The organism is Streptomyces sp. NPDC001002, from assembly GCF_053599215.1.
Window position 1 is genome coordinate 1 of the sequence record NZ_JBSFLV010000098.1, and the last position, 26,106, is coordinate 26,106.

Genomic DNA, 26,106 nt, shown 5'->3' on the forward strand with positions numbered 1-26,106 from the left:
ACTTAAAATAAACTTACTAAAAACAACTATTACAATACCCTACGATTTTCCTTTATTTCGTTCTGCCCCACTCAAACCCCCGGGGGTCTGTCCGTGGCGTGACATCACGGACAGACCCCACTCCACCAAGGGCGTTGGCGTGAAGGAGCCGGTAGCCGAGGCGGGGCTGGAGTGCGCTGTATCTCGTTCGAGCCTGAATCGCGCTCACCTGCAGCGTTGAGGCGACCAGGCGGTGGGCGGGACGAGTTGGATGGTGGTGCCCGCGGTCGTTGTGGGGCAGCCGTAATGGGCAATGATCTGCACGAACTCTCCCGTGCTCAGAAGCAATTGGCGGCGCACCGAGTGGTGACCTGCCTACTCCGCGCCTCTACGCTGGACATTTCAGTACAGAGGGGGTTCGAGGTGGCACGGTCGGTTCCATCCCTGCAGCACATAGCCCGCACCCGTGAACATGCCCGGTTCGTCGGACGGCAGGCGCAGACCGCTCAGTTCCGTCGCAACCTCGAGCTTCCTCCGGACCATCCTGAACGACGCTTCGTCTTCAGCATTCACGGCGACGCAGGTGTGGGAAAGACCTACCTGGTACGCCATCTGCGCAGGCTCGCGGATACGGAAGGACTGGCCACTGCTCGAGTCGACGAGACCTCGCGCGACATCCTCGCTGTGATGGGCCGTATCGCCGCCGAACTCGCGCACGTCAACAGTCCCCTGAGGGTGTTCGAGAAGCGCCACGCGTATTACGAGGAGCGCCGCAATGAACTCGAGAGCGATCCGCAGGCACCTGAAGGTGCCCCGACGTTCCTCACCCGGACTGCCGTAGGTATCGGTCTGGGGGCAGCCAAAGGCATCCCGATTGCTGGAGGATTCATTCAGCAGGTCGATCCGGCCGCCCTCGCTGAACAAGCAGAACGAATCCGCAAATACCTGAGTAAAAGGATGCGCAGCAACGACGTACGTCTGCTGATGTCGCCCGTGGACGAGCTTTCACCTCTCTTCGTCCAAGGCCTCGCCGAAGTCGCCCAGGATCGACAACTGGCCCTGTTCTTCGACTCCTACGAACAGAGCCGCAACCTCGTGGAAAACTGGCTCCTCGATCTCTTCGACGGCAAATACGGGGACCTGACCAGCGCCTTGACAGTCACGATCGCCGGCCAACACTCCCTCGATCTGGCTCGCTGGTCCCCCTACCTGGACCTCATCGAGGAATTCTCCCTTGTCCCCTTCACGGAGACCGAAGCACGCCAACTCCTGGTGCGCAGCGGCGTGGATGACGAATCGCTCCTCTCCGTGATCATCGCGTTAACGGGCAGACTGCCGCTGCTCCTTGCCATGCTGGCCCAGAACAAGCCGCTGAACCTCCGAGACATCGGCGACCCCACCGGCAGTGCGGTCGACCGCTTCCTGAAGTGGGAACAAGACCCCGACCGACGCGCTCTGGCCAAGGCGGCGGCCTTGCCCCGCAGCCTCGACATGGACGCCCTACGGGTCATCACTGGCGAAACCGACGTTGAGGGCAGTTACGACTGGCTGGGACAACAGCCTTTCGTCACCGACGACTCAGGACGCTTCGTCTTTCATGCCATCGTGCGCACCTCCATGCTGCGAGTTCTACGTCGTGAGTCCCCACAGGATTGGCGCACACGGCACCGAGCTCTGGCTGCCTGGCACCGAGAGACCCGCGAAGACTTGGGACTGACCGAACAAGCTGCCTGGACCGACACTGTCTGCGGCCGGCATCTGATCGAAGAGGTGTATCACTGTCTCTGCGCGGATCCGAGCGTGACCCTGCCGCGGGCTCTGGGCCTGGCTGTACACGCCATTCGAGCAGGAGACACCACGGCTCAGCTATGGGCGGAGATGATTGAACAGGCTGGCGCCGACGCCGACTTCGCGAAAGGCCAGGAGTGGGGGCAGCAGTTGCAGGCCGCGCTCGCGGAATCAGGAAGCCACGGTGCGGAATACCTGACCCTGCTCATCAGGCGAGGCGACCTGGAACAGACTGCTCGCACGGCCGCACTCGTGGCCCGAGCCGGCACGTACCAACTGATGCGCCGATTCGAAGCGGCTATCGCGGACTTCAACGAGGCACTCGCTCTGAACCCGAAACTCTCCTGGACGCTTGCCGTGCGTGGCGAGACCTACCGCCTCATGAAGCAGCACAGCCACGCGCTGCGCGACCTCAACCAGGCTGTGGAACTGGATCCGGACTTGGCTTGGGCCATCAGCAGCCGTGGCATCCTCTACCGAGAGCTGGTCCGCTACGACGACGCCCTGGCTGACTTCAACCGGGCCCTCAGCATTGATCCCGGTTATGCGTGGGCCATCGCCGGACGCGGTGAGACCTACCGCCTCATGGGCCGCCACAGTGCTGCGCTGGCGGACTTCGACCATGCCATTGACCTCGATCCGGACTATGCCTGGGCCATCGCGAGCCGAGGGCGAGTGCGCTTGAACCGAGAGGATTTCCAGGGTGCTGTCACGGACTTCGACCGCGCACTCAGCCTCGACTCCGCACTCGACTGGGTTCTTCTCCTGCGTGCACGGACACATCGAAAGCGCCGACGCTACGCTGACGCACTGGCAGACTTCGACCGACTCGTGCGCAAGCATCCAGACAACGCCGAATACCTCGGGAGGCGTGGTCGGATCCTCCTGGCGATGAGCTCCCTTCGGGAAGCCCAAGCCGACTTCGATCATGCTGTAGATCTCGTCCCGTCCCTGGACTGGGCCATCGCAGGACAAGGTGAGGTTCAACTGCGCTTGGGAAACCACGCAGAAGCCGTTGCCTACTTCGACCAGGCCCTTGCGATTGATGGGACCAACGAGTGGGTTGCCCAGCTGCGACAAGAGGCAAGTGACCTAGAGCGCGGCTCTTCTTGAGTGGGCTCGTGGGCCGGGCTCCAGGCGCGTGTTCCTGCTGTGTGCGAAACATCCAGTACTGCGGGGAGTCGCCGTTCCCGATGGCGGCGCGGAGGGCGAGGACCGCCTTGGCGCCAAGGTCGCTCCTCACAGACAGGGAAGCAACCTTTCCGGATCCGCTTGCAGTTGTTGCCATCGAACTGCTCGGGTGAGCCTTCGTCGCGGAGGCCACCCGGCCTGGGCGACGACCTCGACGCGCTCGGCGACCGGTTCGTGAACTGGTTCGAGGAGCTCACTACACAGCCGCCGGGGGATCAGGACGCCTGGCGACCCGAAGCCCTTGAGTACCGCCAGTCCATTGACGGACGACACTCGTGGCCTCTCGGGGAGCGACGACCCGACAGACCACGACTCCTAGGGAATCACCACTGCTATCCCCGCCCAGCGGAAGCACACCGATCACGCCCGAAGAGCTATGGCGTCTTAAGAACCTTGCACCGACCGGGACTTCTCAGACATCCTTTGGGTCCGGGCATGCGACGATCCGAGCATGGATATCGAACTGGCCGACTCCGTCGCGGCGATCCGGGACGAACTATTGGTAGCCGCAAGCCGGGCCACCGGCGCCGGGGTGGAGTTCCTGGTCGGATCGATCGAGCTGGAGTTCAACGTGGAACTCAAGACGGACGCCAAAGCCAAAGCCGGGTTCAAGGCGTGGGTGGTGTCCGCGGATGCCGAGGCGGGCGCGTCGCGCACTCGTAAGCACCGGGTGAGCGTTCAGTTGATCCCACGGCAGGCGGGCGGCGGCGACCTGCTGGTGGCGGGCGATCACGACCGGCCCGCTGAGCCGGGCGACCTCACTGGGCACATTGGCCGGTAGGCCAGCGTGGAATGGGATCGCGTCGCTGCGGTCGGGTCCGGGTCTGGATACCTGATTGGCCCACGGTTGGTGTTGACCTCCGCGCACGTCACTGACTCTCATGCTGTGCCTGTGTTCAGACCAGGCCGGTCCGGCACATACACGGGTCACGTCGTGTGGTCCGGGACGCCGGGCGGGCGAGACGACGCCGCCCTCGTCCGAATCGATGATCCACTGTGGACGCCAATACCTGGCGGTCCATTGCTGTGGGGACGCACGGTCACGTACCGGCCGGGACTTCCGTGTCAGTGCTGGGGTGTGCCCAATCTCGTGCAACGCGAAGGCGAGGCAGTAGAAGTGTCCCAGCAGTCCGGGACGCTGAACCCTGGCGACCGGATGGTCGGCGACCGGTACGTGATGAACCTGGACAACTTTCCGCCCGCCGCCCGCCCTGAAGGTTCGTCACCATGGAGCGGTTTCTCCGGCGCCGCCATGTTCTGCGGCGATCTACTAGCAGGCGTGATCGGGATGGATCCAGCCGGGCAGCAACATGCCGTCCTGGAAGCCGTTCCAGCGTATGTCCTGCTGCGCGATCCTGAGTTCGCCGCCTTGGCCGGAGGGCATTGCGAGGCAATAGAACTACGCGGGCTGGGGGACGCTCAGTCGCGCGTCCACAGCGGAGTCAAAGTCAATTCGCCCGCCGGTCTTTTGCCAGCCAGGCGGGCAGTTGTGCCGTTCCGCGGCCGTGATTCGATGCTCACAAAACTTCATGAATGGGCCGCAACGTCTCCACACATGGTGTGGCTGCTGCACGGCCCCGGCGGTCAGGGCAAGACTCGGTTAGGTCATCAGTTAGGCGAGCAGCTTGCCGAGATGGGCTGGGCGGTCGTATGGCTTGACCCTGACCGCGGCGCCGATGAACTTCGGGTGCTGCGCGAGACTGTTGTGCCGGTCCTGGTCATCGTGGACTACGCGGAGACTCGCGGCCAGCAGGCCGCAACGCTGCTGGAGATCCTGGCAACCCGGCGGCACAGCTCGCCCGCGAAAGTACTGCTGCTAGCCCGGACTGCGGGCGCCTGGTGGGACGAGCTCGCGGCCGAGGGGGACGTCATACGCGATGCGCTCGACACCGCTCACGTCGAGCCGGTGCCAGTACTGGACGAGACCGGGCCAGGCCAAACCGCAATGTATCAAGCGGCGCTTGAGGCATTCGGCACGGCGTTGGCCAACCTGATGGGCCTACCTCTGGAATCCTGGGAAGGCAGGTCGCACCACCCGCTGCCCATTGATCGCGACCGGACTGTTCTCGCAGTGCACATGAGCGCGTTGGCCGATTTACTCGACGCCATACATCCGTCGCAGGGCACCCCAGCCCGTGGTCCGGAAGATCGGATTCTGGATCATGAACGAGGCTACTGGAAGGCTGCCGCCGAGTCGCATGGCCTGCTGCCGGCCCTCGGGGTCGCCACGTTGACAGACGTGATCGCCGCCGGGTTGCTGCTCAGCCCGGTCGCCTTGAGCGAGCTGGATACCGTCGTGAGATACGTTCCAGGGGTTGCCGATCAGCCACGTGACCGGCAACGCGCTGTGCGGTCGTGGCTGACGCAGCTATACCCTGCGGCCAGTGGGGTGTTCGAGGGATTACAGCCGGATCGTCTGGCGGAACGGTTGATCGGCCGGCTGATCGTAAATCGCGACCCGGACTGTGTAGTGGATGCGCTGATTCCGCAACTTGACCAGACACAGGCAGTTCGGCTCCTGACGATATGCGTGCGAGCCTCAGCGCACGCCGTGTTCGGCGATCAGATTTCGAATGTCGTCACTGAGTGGTGCGTGCAGTCTGCTGCAGTGTTGCTAGTGCCTGCGGTAGAGGTAGCCGCTCGAGTTGAAATGCCGGAGCCGCTGGTGCGCGCGGTTGATCAGGTCGCAAGCGACGCGAGCATCAACACCGCGGAACTGGAACGGGTGTGGCGAGCTTTGCCCCAAGGAAGCCAGGTCTGGAGTGAGTCGGCGATCTCCATAGGGCAGGCTGTGGTCTCCCGCTACAGGGCCGATCCGAGCGTGGGCGACCTCGCGTGGAGCCTCCATAACCTCTCGGTCGACCTGGCGTCACTGGGCCGGTACGACGAAGGGCTGGCCGCGGCCAGCGAGGCAACTGAGCTCTACCGACGGTTGGCCGAGCAACGTTCGGACGAGTTCTTCCCCGACCTCGCCAATAGCCTGGACACATTGGCTCTGCACCTTGCCGGGACCAATCGAATGGACGAGAGTCTGGCATCGGTGACCGAGTCCATCAGTATTTACCGGCGACTGGCTAACCTGGACCCTGACATCTACCGGCGAGATCTCGCCCGGGGTCTCAACAACCTCGCCGTCCATCTGGGGGAGATGAACCGGCCGGAGGACGCGTTGATAGCGGTCCGCGAGGCCGTCGAGATCAGGCGCAGGCTGGTTGAGCAGGACCCAGACACTTTCCAACCCGAACTCGCAGACAGCTTGAACACGCTGTCCGTCCAGCTAGGCGTCCTCGGTCGATCAGAGGAAGGCATGGCCGCCATCACCGAGGCGCTCGCGATCCGGCGCAAGCTAAGTGACCACCAACGGGACACGTTTCTGCCCGATCTAGCCCTCACCCTCGGCAACCTCTCGATCCACCTGGGCTTGCTCGGGCGGTTCGAGGACGCCGTCGAGGCGGCCTCGGAGGCCACAGACCTATTCCGAAGTCTCGCAGGGAGAAACCCAGGTGCTTTCCTGCCCGATCTTGCCGAGAGTCTGAATGTCTTGGCCGAGCGACTGTCCGACGTCGGGCGGACGACGGAAAGCACCATCGCAGCCGCTGAGGCCGCCGATATCCGGCAGCAGGTTCGGCGACCACTGAACTAGAACCTGGCTGGTCCTACGGCTCTAGGGCGGGTCCACGCCGGTCATTCGTAGGATCGGTGAGCCTCGAGGACTCCGGGTATGGCAGCCAGCTTGTCGCAGATCGATGGCTGAAGTGACTTGGCCGCCCGGAGTCCGCGGCGGTCGAAACCGCTCATGACGATGGCCGGGCGCCGCCTGCTGGGCGACGGCGATCAGGACGGCCAACTGCTGAATCCCTCGACGCACATCTGCGGTGCATCAACCCGGATGCTCTGACCAGGCGTTTACCTAGCGCCTGCGGCAGGCCGAGCGGAACCGCTCGGGGCGCCCGGCTGGCGCAGGCGACGTTCTGGCGCCCTCAGCAGGACTCGATCCTGCGGCAAGCGCTTAGAAGGCGCCTGCTCTGGCTGTGCTTGATGAGCGCTGAGCTGCGGAAAATCGCTCGTGGAGGCACGCCCCTGTGTTACGCGGAGCCTGTGCGGGGAGTGAAGTCTTTGTGTTTGCGGGGTGTTGATCCCGTCATAGGTAGGGGCCAGTGGTAGGTGGCATCACCGGTCTGACCTGTAAGAATGCGGTTCTTTGGCGTGTCCTGGTGCCAGGTTGGCAGTGCGGAACAGGCTGACCCCGGCCTCTTTGTCTATGCGGGCTGTTGTGGTGTCGAGTTCGACGCGGTGGTTGTTGTACGCGGCGGCTGGGGTGCTCGGTGCGGGTGGAGCGGATTGCCGTCGTCCTTGATGGGGCGGCCTCTAAAGGGTGTTGCACAAGGCCGTGTTCGGGCAGGTCAGGGTGTGTGATCGCATTCTTCTGGTCATGATGCGAGGGCGAGGTTGTGCATGTGGGCGACGGCCTGGACCGCGTGATGGAGGCCCTCGCCTCGCTGTCGGCAGTCACGGAGAATCTTGTAGTGCTTCATCCGGCCGATCACATGCTCCACCCGGGCCCGGACCTTGCGGTGGGCGGCGTTGTCGTCCTCCTCGCCCGGGAGCAGAGGCCGGCGGGGGTGTTTGCGGTGCGGGGTGACCATCCCGCAGTTGAGGTATGCGCCGTCACCGAGGACGGTCACGTCCTGGCAGTGCTCGGCCAGACCCGAGGCACGCCAGGCATGAGCGTCCGCAGTGGTGCCCGGCACCGGACGAGCTACCGCAATCACGAGTCGGGTCTCTGCATCCACGACGACCTGCACGTTCGCGGAGAAGCGGTAGTTGCGGCTGGACGCACCCACATGCCGGTCGCGGACCGGGACCAGGGTGCCGTCCACGATCCACAACCGGTCCGCGGCATCGGACGGGCTCCAGTGCGAGCAGCGGCCCGAGCCGTTGGATCACCCGGCACACGGTGGAGGAGGAGACCCCGAACAACGGTCCCAACTGCCGCATGGTCAGGTTCGTCCGGTAGTACACCGCGACGATCAGCACCCGCTCGGCCAGCGGCAGACTCCACGGCCGGCCCAGCATGGTGCCGTTACCGCCCCGCTCGCGCACCGCCTTCAGTAGCCGTGCAAACTGCGTCACCTGCAGCCCCGTGAACGTCCCCACCCACAACAGATCAGCCCACGAAACCCCAGCCATACAATGGAAATGCCCTGATCACAGCCTTCTTCAGCACGCTTTAGATCGTGCGGTACTCGGACTCGCCGGCGGTGCCGTGGACGTGCTTCGAACCGCCGGAGCGGTCGCGCCCGGTGCAGCAGGACCACGGTTGACTCGGACACTCGCAAGTACTACTTATATTGGAAATGGCGAGAGTGTCCCGGAATAGGTAGTTCCGAGTCCAAGACGTCAGGGGGGATCATGAGTTGTAGCTGCGGCGGGTCGGCGGATGCTGAACGGGATCGGGTTGCAGGCATATTCGAAGAGCTTGACTTACGCAGGTTCTTTGAGCAGGCCGAGCGCAGTGCGCAACCTGGATTCGACGCCGCCCGTCATCTCGATAAGGCTGACCGCGCAGCAGCGCTGGGTCTCGGCGGCGAGGTGGTGGCCATGCACCGTGGAGGCGCCGAGCGGTCGAACCGGATGGCCCAGCGTGAGCTGCGCGCGGCGCTGAACCTGCTTGACGAGCGCATGGCGCGGGGCGACTGGGCCGAAATCGTGGAACGTGCACGGGCCACCTGGAACGAGAATGATGGTGCCACGGCCGCGGAGGATTTTCGCCAAGCGCTGTGCCAAGCGATCTATGAGCGAGATGGGGTGTCGGGTGCCGACGCCCGTGAGGCCGTCGCGTTGTTGGACGAGAGCATCGAGCGCGTGGCCGGCGGTGACCTCAATGGGATAGCCAGGCTGTTGCGAGAGCGCCTCTCACGCGCTCTAGAGGAGCGCGACAACCCTGAGATGGGCCGCCAGCCGGCCTCACCACTCAGCATCAATCAATGGATCTGCCTGGGCGTGGCTATTGGTCTTAGCGTCATTGCCATTATCGGCTGCATCCTGACGTGGTTCTGCGGTTGCTGCTGGATCTGGATCCTGATTGCGTGGGGGCTTCAACGTTGGCCTGCCTCACTGGAGTTGCCTGAAATCGGCACTGTATGCTCTCGCGGCTTGACAGACCGCATTGGGAATCACTCTCTCCGTACAGGCACGGCGGTTCAACATCTCTCGGCCGTAGTGGAATTGGGCCGCTTGTACGGCTACGAAGGCGACGGGGAGGACCAGTGGACGAGTAGTGATACGGAGGGGAGGCGAGGCTACGGTGACGTCAGCACGCTCGGATCGTACCGGTTACTGAACTAGCGGGTGCGGGATGCTTCGCGTCGCAGAGATGAACCTTGTGGCCACTCCAATCGGTGGCGTTTTTGGCGCAGTAGCAGCCCTTGCCCTCTTAGGGGTACTGATTGGCTGGCGTGGCACGTCCTTCGGGCCGTTCATCTACACCCGGCCCTCCGTGATGAAGAGCTCCCGGATTCAGCGCTGGTTCAGGGTCCGGGAGGCCGGAATCTGGTGTAGCCGGGACGGGGCACCAGGGGTGCGTACTGAGACCAGCAGCAATGTGCTTCTTGTGACCTCTGGATTTGAGTTCGCAGGAGGGAGGCGAAGATGCCCGATTTCAATCATCTGCCCACGCTGTTGGCCGGGCCGATCCTCCGGCGTGTGGAACCGACCTCGGTCTCGGTCTGGGTGGCGACCTCCGTGGCGAGCACGGTCGAGGTCGGTGTCTGGGAGGGCGCGACGGCCACCACGGCGGGGTTCTTCGGCAACGGCACCGCTGCGCACCGAGGCAGCGCCCCGACCATCAGACTCGGGCCCAAGCTGCATCTCGCGCTGGTGACCCTTGATCTGACGGCCACGCCTCTCGTTCCCGGTGTGAACTACGCCTACAACGTGGTCTTCAACGGTGCCGAGGACCTCGGCACACTCACGCTGCTGGAAGACTCGCTGGTCGAGCCCACGCATCTGGCAATGGGCTACGTGCCGGGCCGACTCCCCGGATTCGCCCTGCCGCCGCTCGAGATCGAGAACCTTCACCTTACGCACGGCTCCTGCCGCAAGCCCCACGGGTTCGGGGCCGACGGGCTGGCAGCGCTCGACCTGTTGATCGCTCGTACCCACGAGAATGCGCTCGGCCGACCCCACCAGTTATTCCTCACCGGCGACCAGATCTACGCCGATGACGTGCCCGCCGGGCTGCTGCCGCAGCTCACCGTGGCCGGCAACACGCTCCTCGGGGTGGTCGAGAAGTTGCCGTTCGGGACCGGTACCGACATCGAGGCCACGCCGGAGGACCTACGCACGGGATGGCGCCAGGAGGTGACCCGGCAGGTCGCCCACTTCAGCAGCAACGAGGCGTCGAGCCACCTGCTCTCGTTCGCCGAGTTCTGCGCGATGTATCTGTTCGCCTGGTCGAACGTCCTATGGAGCGTGATGCGTACGGCCGATGAGGTGCTCGGCACCGAGCAGGACACGGCGACGGCGGTGAAAGCGCTGCCAGCTCATCTGAAATCGCTCTACGAGAAGGTCGACAATGAGGCGCTGGCCAAGGCGCGCGATGTTCTGCGCGAGGCCTACATCGAAGAACAGACCAAAGACGTCGAGGTGTTCCGTAAGGGCCTGCCGCAGGTGCGCCGGGCCCTGGCGAACGTGCCCACCTACATGATTTTCGACGACCACGAGATCACCGACGATTGGTACCTCGCACAGGAGTGGCGCGACCGGGTTCTGTCGACCCCTCTCGGTGCCACGATCATCCGCAACGGCCTGCTGAGTTACACGCTGTTTCAAGGGTGGGGCAACGATCCGGCGCGTTTCACCGGGCCCACCGACGAAGCACGTGTTGTGAGCCTGGCAGAGTTGTTGTTCGCCGGTGGCACCCCGGCGGTGGCGGTGGCCAACCAGTTGGACCAGATCTTCGGGCTCGACGGAGCCGCTCCCACGATCGCCTGGCACTACACCGTGCCCACCGGTCCGACGACCACCGTGGTGCTCGACACCCGGACCCGCCGCAACTACGCCGGACGGTTCGAGCCGCCCGGACTGCTGTCGCAGTCAGCTCTCGACCTCCAGTTCCCAGCGTCGCTGCCGGTGCCCGTGGGCGGTGGCGCGCTTATCGTCGTGTCGCCCGCTCCGGTGCTCGGCCTCGCCCTGATTGAAGACCTTTTCCAGCCTCTTATGGCCCGGGCGACGTCCGACTTCAAGTACGGCCTGGTCAAAGGTCGGCAGCCCGCCGTAAGCGGGTACCTCGACTTCGACCTCGAGGCCTGGGCGCTCGACCCTGCGCGGTTCGAGTCGTTCCTGGCCCGCTGCTCCGAGTTCGACAAGGTCGTGCTGCTTTCCGGCGACGTGCACTTCGCGTCCTCGGTCGAGATGGACTACTGGCGGCTCGACCGGCCGAGCGCGACCCGCATCGTGCAGCTCACCTCCAGCGCGCTGAAAAACACGTGGGAGGCGAGGGCCAAGCCCGCACTGGAGACAACAAAGGTGCAGCGCCTGTTGCAGGCTGCGAACTACCCGGCCCAGCGCCTGGGCTGGGATTCGCCGATCGACCTCGAGGGTAGGCTGCACGTGGTCGGCGGGCTCGTGCCACGTGCCCGCCGCGCGCTGCTGCGACGCGTACCCACGGTGATCCCGGCCGACAACTGGCCGGCCGGCACCCAGCTCGACGTACCGGCGAAATGGGCCTGGCGGGTGCGTCTGGTGACGGATGAGCGCACCGACGAGCCCGCTCTGCCCACCGACCCCTCGCGCCCGCCCGAGGGTCACAGCGCCCCGGTCACCCCGGATCTCGTCCCGACGCCCGCTGGCGCCACGGCTGGCTACGTCGCCGTGCTCCAACGGGCCGAGCAGCAGCTCAAAACCAAGATTGCCCGGGCCGCGGTGTTCGCCTCGCAGTTCGGGCTCGTCACCTTTGACGCCGCGGCCGCTGCGGTCAACCACTCGCTGATGTACGTGCACCCAGCCGGGATCAAACCGCTGGACCCGCAGGCGTACACAGCCCACGCCATCAGCCTGGCGCCGACGGCCGACCCGTTGCCCACCATCACCACGATCGTCTGAGGGGTGGCCATGGCCGGCGAACCACGCAACACGCTGCAGGAACTCGTCGGTGTCCTCCGCGACATCCTGGAGCCCATCGCCCTGGCCACCGGCGACGAGACTGCGCGCGGTGAGCTGCTTCGCACGCTGGGCCTCGACCCGGGCGCGGCCACGCCGGCGCTGAGTATCCCGCCCTCCGCGCTGGCCGGGGTTGACCAGTACCGCGCCCAGCGTGCGGGCGAAGCCGACCTGCAGGCCTTCCTCGACGCGTTCGCCGATCTCACCCAGATCGTGCAGGCCCTCGTCGACTTGATCAAGACCGCGCTCGCCGCTCAGCCCGGCGGGCCACCGGCGGGCCTGGTGGCCGAGGAGATGGCCACGACCCTGCTGAGTCAGCTGACCACCGGCTACCTGCGGGCCCGCCACCCTGGCGTCTACATCGTCGCCCATCTCCTGCAGCTGATCGAGGAGGAGTCGTTGCGCTTTGCCAACGTGCGTGATCTCTTCTTCCGTAGCGGTCAGTACATCGAGAAGTTCGGCGGGTCGATCGACGATCTCGACCACGAGGCGGACGCGGAGCGCGTCTCGGACGTCATCTTGCTGGTCGTCGGGGCGGTGCTCAGCGCGCGACTCAAAGCTGAGTTCGTGTACGGGTACGACGCCGGGCCGGGCTCCTCGAGCCCGCTGGCCGACGCGATCTCCGACCGTACCCTGATGCTGCAGTTCAAGGGCTCGACCGAGGACGCCCAGGGCCGGAAGGGCACCGGGACGCTCCTGCTCGGGGCCGTGCTGGTGCCGAAGGACCACGGCGGTGAGACGACCTTGATTCGCCTGCAGAGCCTGGCGGCGATCAACATCCCTCTCACCCCCAACCTGAGCATCACCCTGAGCCTGGAGACGCCGGACATCTTCTTCGACTTCGGCATCGGGCTGACCGGCCTGCCGCCGATGACCGAGGCATCGGGAAGCCTGCGGCTGGAGTACGCCTCGACCGGGCCGACGGTCGTACGTCTCGCCGACGGCGCCAAGGACGCCGTCAAAGCCGGCACGGTGGAAGTCTGGACGGTCACGGCGATCCCGGACAACTTCGGCGTCGTTGACGACGGCCGGACGCTCTCTCTGGTCGATCCCGGCAACGCCACCGAGACCATCGCCATCACTGCGATCGACGTGGCGGCCAAGCAGTTCACGGTCACCCGCGGAGCTGACGGCACGACGCCCGTCACGCACACAGCCGACGCCCGCTACAACCGCTCGCGCACCATCGTGATCGGCGATCCGAACGGCATCAACCTGCGCCTGGGCAAGCTCGGCCTGGAAGCCGGCCTGTCAGTGGCAGACTCGGTGGCCGACTACTCGGTGAAGGCCGACATCAAGAACAGCACCTTCGTGCTGGGCACCGATAAAGACGCCGACAACTTCCTACACACCGTGCTCAGCGCCATCACCCCGAACGGCAAGCTCGAGACGAAGTTCGACTTCGAGATCGGGTATTCGCGGAAGCGAGGGCCGTTCATCGGCGGCGGTGCCGGGTTCCAGCTGGCTATCCCTCTGCACGAGACGCTCGGGCCGCTGCGCTTCGACACGCTCAGCCTCGGTCTCGCGGTCGGCGACCGGGCCGGCAAGGAACCAGGCGTCAAGGTCGAGGGCGCTCTGAGCTTCGGTCTCGACCTCAGCGTGCTCAAGGTCAGCGTCGACCGCATCGGACTCAGCGGTCTGTGGACCTCGGACGGTTTCACTCTCGGCTTCAAGCCACCCACCGGGGCGGGTCTGGCCATCGCGTCGGGCCCGGTCAACGGCGGCGGGTTCGTCTCGTTCGATCCTGACCGTGGCGAGTACGCCGGCGGTCTCGAGCTGAACATCCTCGACAAGATCTCGCTCGTGGCGATGGGTCTCATCACCACCCGCCTGCCCGACGGCTCCGACGGCTTCTCCATCCTCATCATCGTCTCGGCCGAGAAGATCCCGCCGATCCAGGTCGGGATGGGGTTCGTGCTGCTCGGGCTCGGCCTGATCGCCGGCCTCAACCGGGCCATGCGTCTGGAGGCCATCGCCGCCGGGGCCAAGTCCGGCAGCCTCGAAAGTGTGCTCTTCCCCAAGAACATCGTCGCCAACGCGGCCCGGATCATCAGTGATCTGCGCACCTTCTTCCCGCCGCAGCGGAACACGTTCGTCATCGGAGCCATGGCCAAGATGGGCTGGGGCACACCGGCGCTGATCACGCTGTCGCTCGGGGTCGTCGTGCAGATCCCCCCGTTCAACATCGGCATCCTGGGGGTGCTCAAGGTCTCGGCGCCCGACGAGGAGGCGGCGGTCCTCAAGCTCAAGGTCGCCTTCGTCGGCGCCCTCGAGTTCGACAAGCAACGGGCCTGGTTCTTCGCCACCCTCTACGAGTCGCGGTTGCTGACCTTCACCATCGAGGGCGGTCTGGGCGTGCTCGTCTCCTGGGGCGAGGGGCCCAACCTGGTCATCTCGGTCGGCGGCTTCCACCCCCAGTTCCAGCCACCGCCCCTGCCCTTCCCGGTGCCCGACCGGCTGGCCATCAGCATCATCAACGAACCCCAGGCCCGGCTGCGGTTCACCGCCTACTTCGCCATCACGCCCAACACCGTGCAGTTTGGCGCGGCGATCGAGCTCTACGTCGGGTTCAGCGGACTCGAGGTCGAGGGCCACCTCTCCATCGACTGCCTGTTCCAGTTTGTCCCTTTCCACTTCACGGTGGAGATCTCGGCCTCGATCTCGCTCAAGGTTTTCGGGGCCGGACTGTTCAGCGTGCGCCTGCGAGGCACCCTCGAAGGCACCAGCCCGTGGCATCTCACCGGCACGGCCTCGGTCTCGTTCCTGTTCTTCTCCGTCTCGGCCGACGTCGACATCACCCGCGGTCTGACCCTGGCCGAGGTTCTCGCCGACGTGCTGCTGATGCCGCTGCTCGCGGCCGAGCTTGCCTTGACAGCCAACTGGACGGCGGAACTCCCCCCGGGTAGCGCACTCTCGGTTTCGCTGCGGTCACTTGAGTCGGAGGCCGCCGCGGCCGCCGGGCCGGTGCTGCACCCGCTCGGCCAGTTGCGGATCAGCCAGCGCCTCGCGCCTCTCGATCTCACCGTCGACAAGCTGGGCAACCGGCCGATCAGCGACACGCACAAGGTCTCCCTCTCGGTGGCCGGGGGTGCGCTCCTTCCGCGTGGTCCGGCATCGGAGATGTTCCCCATCGCGCAGTTCCAGAACCTGGCCGACTCGGCCAAACTGTCGTCGCCCGCCTTCCAGCCCGAGCCGGGGGGCCTGGTACTGGCCGCGGCCGGCGACCAGTGGCGCTCGAGCCGCCTCGTAAAGCGGCGCATCCGCTTCGAGGTCGTCATCGTCGACACCGGCTTCAAGCGGTTCCGGTCGCCGCTTTTCGCCTTCTGGAAGAGTCTTTTCGAGCACTTCACCAAGGGGAACGCAGTGGCCGTGGCCGAGTTCTCGGCCCGCGGGCAGCACGAGCGGCAACCGTTCACCGAGAAGGTGGGCCTGCGCCCCGGTGGGTACGCGGTCGTCGGCGTTGACGACAACCGCCCGCTCGACGCCACCGCGGCGCGCTTCGACAGCGAGGCGCAGGCCCGAGACCACCTGCGCTCGCTGATCGCGGCCGACCGGAGACTGGCGGGCGTGGCACACGTGTTGCCGTCCAGCGAGGTGAATCCGGCATGACCGAGATCGGCTCGTATTCCTTCTTGCCGTGGCTGCGCCAGGGCCTGGCCAACAACCTCCGGCCGCCCACCACCGGCACTCGGGCCACGATCCCGGTGAGCCTGACCCTGGCGGGCGACGCCGGGTTGGCCCCGCCGATCACCAAGGACGTAGAGCTATACGGACCGGGCGACGTTGTCGGGATCGATCGCCGGTCGATCGTGAAGACCGAGCCGCGGGCCTTCGCCACCAACTTCGAGTCGAACTACCTGCCGTACATCGAGTTCCAGGCCGAGGACTTCCCCTGGCGGTACACGCCGGAGGCGCCGGCCGGGCACCGGTTACGCCCCTGGGTAGCGCTGGCCGTGCTGAAGGAGGACGAGTTCGCCGACGGGGCAGGCGACCCGAGCCATCCGTTCATCGTGGTCGCGGCGGCAGATGCGGTGCTGCCGCCCCTCGACCAGGCCTGGGCTTGGGCACACGTGCACGTCGATGGTGACTTGGCCGACGAGCCCGGGCAGATCGTCTCGACAGACCTCGGCGCCGTTCTTCCCCGCCTGGCCTCCGTGCTGACCGCCGACCCCGACCAGGGGCACTCGCGGCTCGTCTGCCCGCGCCGGCTCGACGTCTCGACGACCTATCACGCCTTTGTCGTGCCGGTCTTCGAGACCGGGCGGCTGGCCGGCCTCGGCCTCGACCCTGCGCTCTCGCCCTCGGCGTCGCAGAGTGCCTGGGGCGCGGGCGCGGTCGACCTTCCTTACTACTACCGCTGGACCTTCCGGACCGGACCGTTCGGCGACTTCGAATACCTGGTACGACTGCTGGAGGCGCGGCCGATGGACAGCCGCGTTGGCCGCCGCGACGTCGATGTGCAGCACCCCGGCTCGAACCTGGTGAGCATCGACGACCCGGCGCTGGGCGGGGTGCTGCGGCTCGGCGGTGCCCTGCGTGTGCCGCCCAACTCGCTCTCGGAGGACGAGCTGGCCGAGTTCAACCGGTTCGAGAACTGGGACCGGGTCGGGTATCCGCAGCCCTTCCAGCGCGACCTCGCGGCGTTCGTCAACCTGGCCTCCGACTACAACTCCCGTACCGCCCCGGAGGCGCACGCGGCGACCTCGTACGACGCCACCGTGCCCGATCCCGACCGACCGGGCCAGACCATCGACGACCCGGACCCGTTGATCACCCCACCGCTGTACGGGCGCTGGCCGGCGGCGGTGTCGCGGCTGCTCACCGACGAAGCGGGCGCACCGCTCGAGCACGATGACAACTGGGTGCACCGGCTGAACCTCGACCCGCGGCACCGCCTGGCCGCCGGCTTCGGCACCGAGGTGGTGCGGCGCGCCCAGGAGACCTTCATGCTGGCCGCCTGGGAGCAGATAGGCGCGGTGATCGCGGCGAACCGACGCGTCCACGACGCGCAGGTGGCCAAACTCGTGGCCAGCGCGTGGTTCGTCAACACGCTGCTTCCGCTTGCGAGTGAACCGACCATCGCGCTCACCCGGCCGGTGCAGCGGAGGACGCTGGTCGACGGCATGACGGTCCACCGCCGGGTCGAGGTGAGCCCCGTGCCGCAGGCCGTCACGTCGGTGACGGCACGGCAAGTGCTGCGCCCCCGCGGACCGGTGGTACGCAAGGTCGCGCCCGGCCCCAATCTCCTCGACCGCCTGAACAAGGGCGAGGTGACCGCAGCCCCACCGGTGCCGGCGCTGACCAACACCCCGACCTTGGAGGATCTGGCGTCCGGTCTCTCCGGCTCCCTGCCGCCGTGGCTGGCGCGGCTGCTGCGCCGCTTTCCCCGGCTGTCCGGGGTGCTGGTGCTGCTCGGCGTGCTCCTGCTCATTCTCGCGCTCGTCGTGGGCGTGACCGGTGGGTCGGTCGCCATCGTGATCGCGGTCATGGTGCTGGTCGTGGCGGCTGTCGTATTCGTGCTGGCCCGCGCGGTGACCGCCGCGGGCCGCAAGCTGGCCGTCGCCGACGCGGTGCGGGAGACCGGGCAGACCCCTGCCGCTGTCGACGGGTTGCCGAACAGCCCGGACTTCGAGGTGGCCGTCAGTCGCGACGCCCCGGCTGCGCCGACGATCGGCGGGAGAGTCGATGGGCTCGGCACCGTCCTGTTCAAGGAGGCCCTGAAGAACGCGTCCATCCTGATCCAGGCCGACGTGACGACCCCGTCCCCGCCGCGCCCGGTGCAGCTTGACCTCGCCGTGCTCGTTACCGGCCTGGAAGAAGGACTCAACCCGGCCATCACCGTGCCGCGCCTGGTCGAGAGCGAGATCGCGCTGCCCGAGCGGATCCGTGCCGAGATCGGCAACGGCCTGGTCGAGGTGATGGCCTACCCGGAGATCGACACGCCGATGGCGAAACCCCTGATCGACCTGGCAGTCGACCACTTTCTCCCGAATATCGGCCTGATCCCGCCGAACACCATCTCGCTGCTGGAGACGAACCAGGCTTTCATCGAGGCCTACATGGTGGGCCTGAACCACGAGTTCGCCCGCGAACTGCTGTGGCGCGAGTACCCGACCGATCAGCGGGGCAGCTACTTCCGTCAGTTCTGGGACGTCGCGGGGTTCCTCACCGCACCCGGCGTCGACCCGGCAGTGGTCCGGGAGCAGTTGAAGGACATTCCGCCGCTGCACCAGTGGGCACCTGAGTCATCGCTGGGCGACCATGACCACCGCGAGGTGCCGGGCGACAACGAGCAGGAGGTAGTGCTGGTCGTACGAGGCGAACTGCTCAAGCGCTACCCGACGGCGGTGATCTACGCGCACCGCGCCGCCTGGCAGTTCACTCACGGCACCATCGACAAGTCGCTGCCTCGCAAGTTCGAGGAACCCGGCGACGGCGCCGACCGGGCGCTCGTGAAGACGCCGCTCTACGAGGCGGCCGCGGACCCCGACATCCGCTTCTTCGGCTTCGACCTCACCGTGCCCGAGGCGCGAGGCCTGGGCGACGACCCGGGCTGGTTCTTCGTCATCAAGGAGCGCCCTGGCGAGCCCCGGTTCGGATTCGACATCGGCGGAGGAGGCGACAAGCACGTCTGGAACGACCTCGGGTGGGACGACGTGCTGCCCGGTGGCAGGCCCGGAGACCACCTCGCGATCACCCCGGCCACGCCGACCATTTCGCTCACGCCGCCGCCGTCCGGCGCGACGACCCAAGAAGTCGAGCAGGCGAGCGACGACCGTGCCGTGCGCTGGCACGCAGGGGCCGACGCCGCCGAGCTGGCCTACATCCTGCAGCAGGTGCCGGTGCTGGTGGCCGTGCACGCCGCGGAGATGCTGCCGGAGGTGAACCAATGAGCAATCCGGAAGGGCCTGCCCCCGACCCACGGGCCGGTGTGGAGGCGTTGGATGACCACCTGCCCGTGCTGATGTTGCCGCTGCGGCTGGAAACGAGATTCTCCGTCCGCGACCAGGAGCTGTGGGTGCGGGTCTTCCCGGACGACATCGCGGTCGACACCTTCGAGGAGGTGCCCTCGGTGACGGAGAAGGACCACACTCGCCGCTTCTGGGCGCACGTGTGGTCCGCAGGCCTCACTGATCCGCCGCCGTCCGCCTGGCGCGCGTTGGTGGCGGCACACGGCACCGGGCGGTCGCTCTGGCTGTTGAGTAATTATCGGCCCGTCAACGAGGCCGACCGGCCCGTACGGCCGGAGAACACGGTGATCCTGGCGTCGGTGTCGACGCCGGCGGCCGATCGCGCAGCCGCCAGCCGGTATTGGGAGCGGCGCTGGCGGGCTCCCGAGGATCCGACTGAACTCGCCGCCGCACTGACCGAACTCAGGGCAGCGGTCGGTGGGGAACGGGCCACTGCGATTCTCGCAAGCCGCCCGGAAGGCCTGGACGCGCAGCCGCCCGAGGGCCGCACCCGGGCGAACACCGACGTCGTGGTCGCCACACTCGAGTTCCCGCCCGACACCGGCCCGCAGCGCGACACCCCGTGGTCGGCCCAGCCGCACGTCGACGTGATGCCCGAGCAACTCGTGCTCATCGGCATCGTCGACGGTGAAGTGGTCCTCGACCAGCTGGGCGGGGAGATCCCGACACCCCTGCCGGTCGGGCCCGATCCGTCGGCGCCACCCCCGGTGACCGCGACCGGCGACGAGGCGGGACAAGAGCCTCTCGTACCCGACGACCTCGCCTGGCTGGTCGATTTCGACCGGGCGGTCAGGAGTGGCCTCGGCTTCCGGGTGACCCTTTCGGAGGCGGCGTTCCAGCGCGGATTCGACACCTTGTTCGTGGTCGGAGTGAAGGTCGGCGGCGACGGCCGCAACCTGCTCACCAACCTGCTCGGCCATCACGAATCCGGCCGCGCGGGCCTCGACATCGTGCCCCAGGGCACCCCCACCAACAACACCGAGGAGTCTCCCGCCGGCTTCCGACGCGCCGAGGACGCCTACCCGATAGCGGCACGGGTGACCGCCTCTCCGGAGCCTCCGGTCGACGAGGTGGACGACCCGGCGGAGTGGACCGATGGCCGGTTCCTGGCCTACTGGCTGGGCCTGGCCCCGCAGAAGTTCGCCCATCTCGCCCACGCGGGCGGCACCGACGTCCGCGACGCCCGGGCAATGAACGTGGCTCTGTGGCCCGCGACGCTCGGGTACTGGTTCGACACCTTGATGGCTGCCGGCACCGACGACTCGAGCGCCATCCGCGAGTTCCACGACGAATTCGTCAGCGGTCGCGGACAGGTGCCGGCGATCCGGGTGGGGCACCAGCCGTACGGGATCCTCCCGTCGGTCGCCTACCGGCGACTGGAATTCTCCGGGCGGCAACCGTTCCTCGGCCGGTTCGCCGAGGTGCTGCGGCTCGTGCGCGACCGCTGGGAGGTGTTGGCGGGCCGGCTTTCCCAGATCGGTGCGGGCACCGGTGATCCGCACCAGGTGCTGCTCGACGTGCTTGGCCTGCACCCCTCGTCAGTGGAGTACCGCAGTCGGCACGCCGAGAGCCTCGCCCATGTGGTCAACCTGCTGCGCCTACGCGGCCGGCCCGAGGCATGGGCGTCGGTGGTCGGCGCCGCGTCGCGGGCCCGGGCCCGCGGCCTTGGGGTGCTGGGCGAGTTCGGGTTCGAGATCGGCGACGAGCTGGCCCCGCAGCTGTTCGACCTGTTCTTCCTCAGCAACCCGGTCCTGCTGACCGGCCCTGTGATCGACGACGTGCCGCTGTCGGAGACCGAACTCGTGCGCGCCTCCACCCCCGACAACCGCAACTACCTGACCTGGTTGGCCGACTCGGCCCGCACCTCGCTCGAAACGCTCCGCCGCCAGCAGGGTTTCACCGACCCTGAGGGTCCGTCGGCGTTGCTCTACATGATGCTGCGCCACTCGATGATGCTCGGCTACCAGAACGCTGCGCTGCAGCTCTACCAGGACCGCGAGATCCTCGACGCCGAGCAGGTGCGGCTGGCGAAGCGGGAGGGCGAGTTCGTGCACGTGGCGCCCGATTCGGCGGCCGTCGACAGCCGGTGGCACCACCTATATCAGCGCGAGCCCCGCATCGTCGGCGAAAGCGGCCTCCTGGTCGCCGAATTCATTCCACAGATCCTCGACGAGGGCTCCGCCGCCGCCCATCTGCGGAAGCAAGTGAGAGCGGTCGAGCACCTGGCCGGGCGGCCCACCGCGAAGCTGGAGCGGGTCTTCGCCGAACACATCGACATCTGCTCCTACCGGCTCGATGCGTGGTTCCAGGGCCTCACCCAGGCCAGGCTCACCGAGATGCGTGGGCCGGAGCCTACCGGGCTGCACTTGGGAGCCTACGGCTGGCTCGAGAACGTACGGCCCAACCTCCAGCCCCCGACTGAGCTTTCACTGGACGACGAAGAGCTTCGCCTTGCGTTCCAACCTGCCGGTGAACGACTTCTGCGAGACCCTCGTAACGCCGGGTACCAGCACGCGCCTTCCCTGAACCAAGCCGTGACCGCGGCTGTGCTGCGCAACGGATATCTCAGCAATGCGACCCCGCAGACGCCCAGCCCGTTCGCGGTGAACCTCAGCTCCGATCGGGTGCGCCGGGCGATCGCCGTGATCGAGGGGCGGCAGGCCGGGCACAGCCTCGGCTCGCTGCTGGGCTACCAGCTCGAGCGCGGGCTGCACGACCGGCACGACGAAGCCGAAGTCGATGTATTCATCTTCGCGCTGCGTAAGGCGTTCCCGCTGCGGGCCGACCGGCTGGAGTCGACCCGGTCCGACAACGACACGCCCGTGCAGCAGATCGAGGCCCGCAACGTGGTCGACGGCCTCGCGCTGGTCGAGCACGTCGAGGCCTCGGGACGGACGGAGTACCCGTTTGGCCTGATCCTGCCGGATGCGAGCGCCGCCCAGCAAGGCGTGCTCAAGACGGAGATCGAACGCCTGCGCGACACCCACGACGCGGTGGCCGACGTAGGCATCGCCGAGGGCGTCCACCAGATGCTGATGGGCAACATCGACCGCGCCGCAGCGTCTCTGGACGCTTTCGGGGCCGGTCAGATGCCGCCATCGCCGTCGGTGGTGACGACGCCGCGTAGCGGGGCCGGCCTCACGCATCGGGTGGGCCTGCACCTGCGGCCGGGGCTGGCAGCCGACCACGCGGTCGACGGAGTGCCCGCGACGCCCCGGTCGATGGCCGAGCCGGCGGTCGACGACTGGCTGGCTGGGCTCCTGCCCCCGGCGAACTTGGTCGTGGTCGTGGTCCGTCTCGAGGATCCGACCGGCCCGCCACGCGAGCGGGTCATCACGCAGGCCCAGCTCGGGCTGCACCCGATCGACCTGCTCCAGCGGTTCTCCGCAGGGGAGGAGCAGGCGATGACGGCTCTCGACGACCGCATCACCCGGTTCGTGGCCGGCGACCTCCGCCCGGACGGCACGGTCACCATCGCCTACACCCAGCCGGTGGCCGGCAAGGTGACCTTCTTCGAGCTTGAGGCCCTGCTGCGCCGTCTGCGCGACCTGCTGCTCCCCGGGCGAGTTCTGCTACCGCCCGACCTTGTACCGCCCGGGCAGGCCCAGGAGTCGCCCTGGTCGGGCACCGCCGTGGTCGACGAGGAGTCCGACCTCCCCGTCTTCCGGCTGCCCAGGCTCGCCGCCGCCCGCGCCGGCATCACCCCCTCCCTTGAAGCCCTCCGCACGCTCGCGGCCGAGCTCGATCAAGTCCTCACCGAGCCCGTCGACACGCAAGCCGTGATCGCCGCGACCGACGCCCGGCTGACACGGTTCGTCGACGCCGCCGCCGATCTCGCTCTCTGCGGGCTGCCCGGCGCCGGGTTCGGGTTCGCCCTGCAGCGTAAACAGGTGCTCTTCGCTGCGCTGATCGGCAAGGTCGCGGGTCTGCTCAACCGCTGGCAGGACCGCCTGGCCTCCTTCGCCGACCTCCTCGAGCGGGAGACCCACTTCCCTCCCACCGCGGTGGCCGACCGGTTCGCCCTGCTGGGGGAGGCGGAGCGGCTCGTGGCCGTCTCGCCGACCACGCCGCTCCCGGCCACACCGGCGCAGTACCGGACGAGGGTGCTGCTGCGCAGAGCCGACTTCGTCGCCAAGCAGACCGATTTCGAGGCCGTCTCGGGCACGACGACCCGGTCGCTCGCCTCCCTCCTCACTGCGGTGACGGGCGCGGCCGCCGACCTGGCCGACTTCGACCCAGTGCGTCTCGACCTGGCCGCCGACGCGACCTCAATCGTCGATCTGGCCCGCGATGTGCAGCTGGCAGCTGCCAACCTCGTCACCGACCTCGACGACCGCATCGCCCGTCAGCTCCAGGCAGAGACCGACTACGCGGCGGAGGTCACCCCGGCCGGGCGGGTCGACACCGCTACACGGGCCGCAACCGCACTACTGGGAGACGATGCGCTGTTCGTCCCCGAGTTCTCCTTACCTGCCGCTGAGGGCACGGAATTCATCGACGCCTTCCACGCCTCCAATACCCTGCTCGCCCACCTGACGACCGATCCTGGGCTCGACTTCCCAGTCGACGACTGGCTTCACGGCATCGCCCGGGTGCGCGAGCGGATGAACGCCTGGGAGGCGGTATACCTTCTGGCGCCACCGCTGGCCCGGGCTGGGGGGCAGAGTGCCGAACCCGTTCTGCACCCGCTGCAGCTGCCGTTCGCGCCCGGCGAGAGCTGGCTGGCGATGGAGTTCCCCGAGGGAAGTCCTCTCGACCGCGAACACCTGCTTTACACCGCGCACTACGCCGACGCCCCGACCGCGGGCGGGCGCTTCTGCGGTCTGCTCCTCGACGAATGGTCCGAGGTCGTCCCCGAGTCCGAAGAGACCACCGGTGTCTCCTTCCACTACAACAAGCCCGATTCCGAGCCGCCCAACGTGCTGCTGCTGCTCGCCACCCCGGTGGTCGACGGTGCCTGGGCCTGGCGCGATGTGGTGGACGGAGTGCGGGAGGCGCTCGAAATGGCCCGGTGCCGCGCGATCGAACCGCGGCATCTGAGCAACTCCGAGTTCGGATCGCTGCTGCCGGCCACGATCATGGCGCACACCTTCACCCCGATCACGATCGCCCTCGACCTGACCGCGAACAATGCGGTCGCTGCCCGCGCGGAGGCCCGCGATGCGTGAACGCGACATCCCCGACATCGAGGTCGCGGTGGCCGAGAGGCGGCACCCGACCATCACCCTGTGGAACCGGCTGGAGACGCGGCCGCGGAAGCCCGACTTCCAGCGCGCGCTGCGGGCCGAGATCCGCGACCCGCTCTGGATGCTCAGCCGACAGTGGCAGCTGGGGGAGTTCCAGGCGGAGGACGCCGGGTCGCCGGTGCGGGCCGAGATCCTAGTGGGCTCCTCGCCGCTGGAGCAGTATCGGGCGGGGGTCGCCCCGGCGTCGCCGCTCGAGGCCGATCTGCCGCTGGAGGCCCGGGTCGAGCGGCGGCCGGTGCCGTTCGCCCGCGCCGAGCAGCGGATCGCCCTCGACCTTCGTCTCGCGATGGGCCGACGCTGGCTGAAGTTTGCCACCACCATCGCCGACCTCGACGACGCCTACATCGACCGGTATGGCGTCGAGACGCCCGACCCCCTGATCGAGGCCTCGGCCGGGATCGTCGCGCACCGGGCGGTCTGGCAGGCGGTCTCGGCGGTGGCGGGCCGGGCAATGGACGGCTTCCGCCTCTACGAACACCTGCGGGCCGACCCGCCGGGGCACGCCTCGGACGGCATCGCGGGCGTTCCGCCCGGCCGGGGCGACGACCTCGACGCACTCGGCGACCGGTTCGTGAGCTGGTTCGAGAAGCTCATTACCCAGCCGCCGGGGGATCAGGACGCTTGGCGACCCGATGCCCTCGAGTACCGCTTCAGCGTCACGGCGGCCGACGGGGAGGCGCTCAATGCCTACGCCTACCACCAGGGGCACCTCGACTGGTACGCACTCGACGTCGGCGATACCTCGTCACCGGTAGCCCCTGCCACCGAGCCGCTGCGCGCCGTACTGCCCGCGCCCGTGACATTCGAGGGCATGCCGGCCAGCCGCTGGTGGACCTTCGAGGACTCGCGTATCAACCTGGGCGACCTCCAGCCGGGAACCATCGACCTGGCCAAGCTCCTACTGATCGACTTCGCGTTGGTCCACGGCAACGACTGGTTCCTATTCCCGCTGCCGCTGGCGACGAACACATCGACCCGCATTCGCGGCCTGACCGTCACCGATGTCTTCGGCGAGCGCACCTGGCTCGACGCGGCCGGTCAGGGCGTTGAGCAGGACTGGCAGCGCTGGAGCATGTTCAGCCTCACGGATCCCGCGTCGACGACGGCCGACACGCGGTTCGTGCTGCTGGGCACCTCCGACCGGGTGCAGGAGGGCAAGCCACTAGAGGAAGTGCTCCTGACCCGCGACGAGATGGCCAACATGGTGTGGGGTATCGAGACCAGGACCAGCCTGCCCGACGGTAGTTCGGTGCCCGGGCAGGAGGCAGCCCTCGAGCGCCACGGGTTCCATGAACGGCTGGCGGCCCAGAACCCGCTACCGGTGCCGGATTCCACTGCGCCAGTGCGCTATCAGGTGATGTCGGAGGACGTGCTGGAGAACTGGATCCCTCTCGTCCCGGTCCACGTGCCCGACAACAATCGCGAGATCCAGTTGCAACGGGCGGCGCTGCCCCGCACCGTCGAGGGTCGGCCGGGCCAGCCGGAGCGTGTGCGGCCGCTGACCGCGCTGCTCCGAGAGGGGCTGGACGCCAGGCTCCCGTACTTCATCCACGAGGAGGAGGTACCCCGCGCCGGGGTGCGGGTGACGCAGTCGTACCAGCGCACGCGGTGGTACGGCGGGCGCACGGTGGTCTGGCTGGGTGTACGCAAGCTGCCCGGAGGGGGCGAAAGCACCAGCAATCTGGCCTTCGACCAGTTGCGTACCTCGCCTCGGGCCGACGCATGACCCAGCCTGTGCTGCGAGCACGGGATCTGCTGCAGACAGTGTG

9 protein-coding genes, 1 tRNA gene and 1 pseudogene are annotated in these 26,106 nt (G+C 67.3%); 9 read left to right on the plus strand and 2 right to left on the minus strand.

Annotated elements, in window-relative coordinates:
* The first annotated feature begins 285 nt into the window (after positions 1–285).
* The 3 genes from ACWDR3_RS33655 to ACWDR3_RS33665 all read left to right on the plus strand — a co-directional run bounded on the left by ACWDR3_RS33655 (position 286) and on the right by ACWDR3_RS33665 (position 6,601).
* A complete protein-coding gene (locus ACWDR3_RS33655) occupies positions 286–2,880 on the plus strand; it encodes a tetratricopeptide repeat protein (protein ID WP_450356340.1) in 2,595 nt (864 codons plus the stop codon).
* A gap of 529 nt (positions 2,881–3,409) precedes the next feature.
* The gene (locus tag ACWDR3_RS33660; protein ID WP_450356341.1) at positions 3,410–3,739 is read left to right on the plus strand and encodes a trypco2 family protein; all 330 of its coding nucleotides are present in this window, start codon (positions 3,410–3,412) and stop codon (positions 3,737–3,739) included.
* Positions 3,740–4,036: 297 nt separating this feature from the next.
* Positions 4,037–6,601 carry a tetratricopeptide repeat protein gene (locus tag ACWDR3_RS33665; protein WP_450356342.1) on the plus strand — a complete coding sequence of 855 codons (2,565 nt, stop codon included), beginning with the start codon at positions 4,037–4,039 and terminating at the stop codon, positions 6,599–6,601.
* A gap of 329 nt (positions 6,602–6,930) precedes the next feature.
* Here the strand turns inward: ACWDR3_RS33665 and ACWDR3_RS33670 are convergent.
* Together ACWDR3_RS33670 and ACWDR3_RS33675 are read right to left on the minus strand one after the other, a co-directional pair.
* A tRNA-Arg gene (locus ACWDR3_RS33670) sits at positions 6,931–7,012 on the minus strand.
* Positions 7,013–7,388: 376 nt separating this feature from the next.
* A pseudogene (locus ACWDR3_RS33675) lies at positions 7,389–8,148 on the minus strand (transposase family protein).
* A gap of 222 nt (positions 8,149–8,370) precedes the next feature.
* Here ACWDR3_RS33675 and ACWDR3_RS33680 point away from each other — a divergent pair.
* The 6 genes from ACWDR3_RS33680 to ACWDR3_RS33705 all read left to right on the plus strand — a co-directional run bounded on the left by ACWDR3_RS33680 (position 8,371) and on the right by ACWDR3_RS33705 (position 26,063).
* Positions 8,371–9,306: a hypothetical protein gene (locus ACWDR3_RS33680; protein ID WP_450356343.1), complete on the plus strand. Its 936-nt coding sequence runs from the start codon at positions 8,371–8,373 to the stop codon at positions 9,304–9,306.
* A gap of 303 nt (positions 9,307–9,609) precedes the next feature.
* Entirely contained in the window at positions 9,610–12,063 is a 2,454-nt protein-coding gene (locus tag ACWDR3_RS33685; RefSeq protein WP_450356344.1) for a DUF7800 domain-containing protein, read from the plus strand.
* Positions 12,064–12,072: 9 nt separating this feature from the next.
* On the plus strand, positions 12,073–15,729 hold the full coding sequence (locus tag ACWDR3_RS33690) for a DUF6603 domain-containing protein (RefSeq protein ID WP_450356345.1): 3,657 nt from the start codon (positions 12,073–12,075) through the stop codon (positions 15,727–15,729).
* Positions 15,726–19,013, plus strand: coding sequence for a hypothetical protein (locus tag ACWDR3_RS33695; protein WP_450356346.1), 3,288 nt, complete (start codon positions 15,726–15,728; stop codon positions 19,011–19,013). The genes ACWDR3_RS33690 and ACWDR3_RS33695 overlap by 4 nt, the downstream gene beginning before the upstream one ends.
* A complete protein-coding gene (locus ACWDR3_RS33700; RefSeq protein WP_450356347.1) occupies positions 19,010–24,259 on the plus strand; it encodes a hypothetical protein in 5,250 nt (1,749 codons plus the stop codon). The genes ACWDR3_RS33695 and ACWDR3_RS33700 overlap by 4 nt, the downstream gene beginning before the upstream one ends.
* Positions 24,252–26,063, plus strand: coding sequence for a hypothetical protein (locus tag ACWDR3_RS33705; protein ID WP_450356348.1), 1,812 nt, complete (start codon positions 24,252–24,254; stop codon positions 26,061–26,063). The genes ACWDR3_RS33700 and ACWDR3_RS33705 overlap by 8 nt, the downstream gene beginning before the upstream one ends.
* Positions 26,064–26,106: the final 43 nt, after the last annotated feature.

Coding starts and splice junctions, on each gene's coding strand:
- ACWDR3_RS33655 (WP_450356340.1), top strand. CDS start 286: ATGGGCAATGATCTGCACGAACTCTCCCGTGCTCAGAAGCAATTGGCG.
- ACWDR3_RS33660 (WP_450356341.1), top strand. CDS start 3,410: ATGGATATCGAACTGGCCGACTCCGTCGCGGCGATCCGGGACGAACTA.
- ACWDR3_RS33690 (WP_450356345.1), top strand. CDS start 12,073: ATGGCCGGCGAACCACGCAACACGCTGCAGGAACTCGTCGGTGTCCTC.
- ACWDR3_RS33700 (WP_450356347.1), top strand. CDS start 19,010: ATGAGCAATCCGGAAGGGCCTGCCCCCGACCCACGGGCCGGTGTGGAG.
- ACWDR3_RS33695 (WP_450356346.1), top strand. CDS start 15,726: ATGACCGAGATCGGCTCGTATTCCTTCTTGCCGTGGCTGCGCCAGGGC.
- ACWDR3_RS33705 (WP_450356348.1), top strand. CDS start 24,252: ATGCGTGAACGCGACATCCCCGACATCGAGGTCGCGGTGGCCGAGAGG.
- ACWDR3_RS33680 (WP_450356343.1), top strand. CDS start 8,371: ATGAGTTGTAGCTGCGGCGGGTCGGCGGATGCTGAACGGGATCGGGTT.
- ACWDR3_RS33685 (WP_450356344.1), top strand. CDS start 9,610: ATGCCCGATTTCAATCATCTGCCCACGCTGTTGGCCGGGCCGATCCTC.